This window comes from Methylobacterium sp. B1 (assembly GCF_000333255.1).
GTDB classification, from domain to species: domain Bacteria; phylum Pseudomonadota; class Alphaproteobacteria; order Rhizobiales; family Beijerinckiaceae; genus Methylobacterium; species Methylobacterium fujisawaense.
In genome coordinates, this window is sequence record NZ_BACT01000899.1 from 1 (window position 1) to 2,272 (window position 2,272).

General features: G+C 69.8%; 4 protein-coding genes and 1 pseudogene. 3 read left to right on the forward strand and 2 right to left on the reverse strand.

Annotation, left to right across the window (positions count from 1 at the left end):
• From I53_RS25580 to I53_RS25590, 3 genes and pseudogenes are all read left to right on the forward strand, one after another.
• Positions 1-198, forward strand: a pseudogene (locus I53_RS25580) (AMP-dependent synthetase); the annotation flags it as partial.
• A gap of 322 nt (positions 199-520) precedes the next feature.
• Positions 521-1,153 (forward strand): transglutaminase-like cysteine peptidase, encoded by a 633-nt coding sequence (locus I53_RS25585; RefSeq protein ID WP_043356110.1) that lies wholly within the window; start codon positions 521-523, stop codon positions 1,151-1,153.
• A gap of 103 nt (positions 1,154-1,256) precedes the next feature.
• The gene (locus I53_RS25590) at positions 1,257-1,583 is read left to right on the forward strand and encodes a hypothetical protein (RefSeq protein WP_043356112.1); all 327 of its coding nucleotides are present in this window, start codon (positions 1,257-1,259) and stop codon (positions 1,581-1,583) included.
• A gap of 101 nt (positions 1,584-1,684) precedes the next feature.
• Here the strand turns inward: I53_RS25590 and I53_RS25595 are convergent, their stop codons facing one another.
• On the reverse strand, positions 1,685-2,167 hold the full coding sequence (locus I53_RS25595; RefSeq protein ID WP_043356114.1) for a low molecular weight phosphatase family protein: 483 nt from the start codon (positions 2,165-2,167) through the stop codon (positions 1,685-1,687).
• Between the two features lie 23 nt (positions 2,168-2,190).
• On the reverse strand, positions 2,191-2,272 hold an 82-nt coding region (locus I53_RS32820), incomplete at its 5' end, for a UPF0262 family protein (RefSeq protein WP_187294417.1).

The following is a 2,272-nucleotide window of genomic DNA, read 5'->3' on the forward strand; positions in this document are numbered from 1 at the left end:
TTCAAGCGCCTGCGCGGCCTCGATTTCGTCACCGACCTGCCCAAGACGATCTCGGGCAAGATCCGGCGGGTGCAACTGCGCCGCCTGGAGCACGAGGGTATCACCGAGGATCCGCACCGGGGCCGGGCCTACACGCAGGCGGACTTCCCGGAACTGAAGGGTGAGGCGGAGCGCAAGCTCGACCAGACCGCGGGCTGACCGCGTCCACGCCGTCGTCGCACGCCAGCGAAGCGATCCGGGGCAGCGCGACGCCGGCCGATGGGGCGCCAGGGAATTGCCGGGCTCCGCTCGCAACGACGATGGCGCCCCGCCAAGACTGCATGTTGGCGGGTGACAAACCCTCAAGGTTTCCGTTTCCCCAAACCGAAGCCCGCGATTTACAAGGCTTCTCAAGTCTCCCGTCGACGCTGCCGCATGTCAGCCGGCCCGCGCCGGCCGATCGATAAAATTGCGCGCATCCGCTTCAGCGGCGCGGAGGCTCTGCGGCGCAATCCTGTTCTCAACAACGGGGACGGGTTCGATGGGCGCGGGGCTTCTCAAGACGGTTCGGGGGATGCTGGTCGGAGCAGCGACGCTGCTCGGCCTCGCCGCCACGGCCCAGGCGCAGACGCTTGCGAGCCTGCCGACGGAAGACAATGCCCGGGTGCTGGGCGACGCCAAGCCGATCGCGGCCTGGGTGACCTTCTGCCAGAACTACGCGGCCGAATGCGCGCTCGACCGGGGCGAACCGGCCCGGATCAGCCTGACGCCCGCGACCTGGGCGACGATCGTGTCGGTGAACCGGCGGGTCAACAAGGCGGTCGAGCCGATGACCGATCAGGACCACCTGCACGTGGCCGACCGGTGGGATCTGGCCGAGGACGGCATCGGCGACTGCGAGGACTTCCAGCTGCTCAAGCGCCATCTGCTGGCCCAGGCCGGCCTGCCGCGGCGGGCGATGCGCATGACCGTGGTGATCGACGAGAAGGGCGAGGGCCACGCGGTGCTCACCCTGATCACCGACCGGGGCGACCTGGTGCTCGACAACAAGACCAACGCGATCCTGCCCTGGCACAAGACCGGCTACGTGTTCATCAAGCGCGAGAGCCAGGACGCCGTCGCCTGGGTCTCGCTCGGCGGCGTCACCTCCCCGGTCACCACCGCCAACCGCTGATCAAGGCCCACCTCCGGCAGTGGAACCCGCGCCGCGGGCACCACATCTTAACGGAGTGATAACCCTGCGCCGCCACTCTATCGGGTGACGGAGTGCCTGAACGATGCCGCGAGCCCGCCACGTGATGCCGGCCCCGCTCCTCGCGATGGTCCTCGTCGCCGCGGCCTGCGGCACCGCGCGGGCCGCGAGCGAGACAGAGCTCCGCCACGCTGCGTGGCGCGACTGCGTCAGCCGCAACTTCGGGATTCAAGCCGCGCTGACGGACCGGGATCTGGCTGTCGACGCTGCCTTCCGCGCCTGCCGCAGCGCCGAGGACGCCTATCTCGCGACGCTCGCAGACTCGCCGCTCCTCGACGGCGACGACGTCATTCGCGCCCGGCCGCTCGTCGCCGGCCGGATCCGGGCCTGGCTGGTGGGCGATCGCGGCTGACGCGGCGGACCCGCGGAACCCCGCGCGCGAAAGTCCGCAGGCACGGCATCGGCGATCCGCCGCTCGGCGATGCGCGATCGTCAGGAAGAGACGCCGCCCGCCTACGCCTTCAGACGGGCCTTGATCCGCCGGGTGAGCCCGTCGCGGACCTCACGATAGGCCTCGAGACGCTGCTCCCGGGACGCGTCCTGCACCAGCGTGGGATCCGGGGTCGGCCAGTATTCGACATCGGCCGCGAGCGTGTGCGTCAGGGCCAGCGCCCGGTGATGGGCCTCCGGCGCCAGGGTGATGATCAGGTCGAAGTTCAGCCCCTCCCAATCCTCCAACTCCTCGATGGTGCGGGGGCGGTGTCGGCTGGCATCGATCCCGATCTCGTCGAGGGCCGCGATCATGAACGGATCGGTGGGCTCGCCGGACCGGACTCCGGCCGACTGCACATAGGTGGACTTGCCGAAATAGGCGCGCGCGATCGCTTCCGCCGCGACGGAGCGCACGGCGTTGTAATTGCACATGAACAGGACGGACTGCACCCGCCGCTTCTTCGGAGAGGCGTCGGGAGGAGGCTCTGGAACGGGCTCAGCCATCGCCGGTCGGCGCGGAGGGCGCCCTAGCCCTTCCAGTGCAGCGCGAAGATCAGGGTGAACAGGCGGCGGGCCGTGTCGTGGTCGAGGTCGACCTGCCGTCGAGCC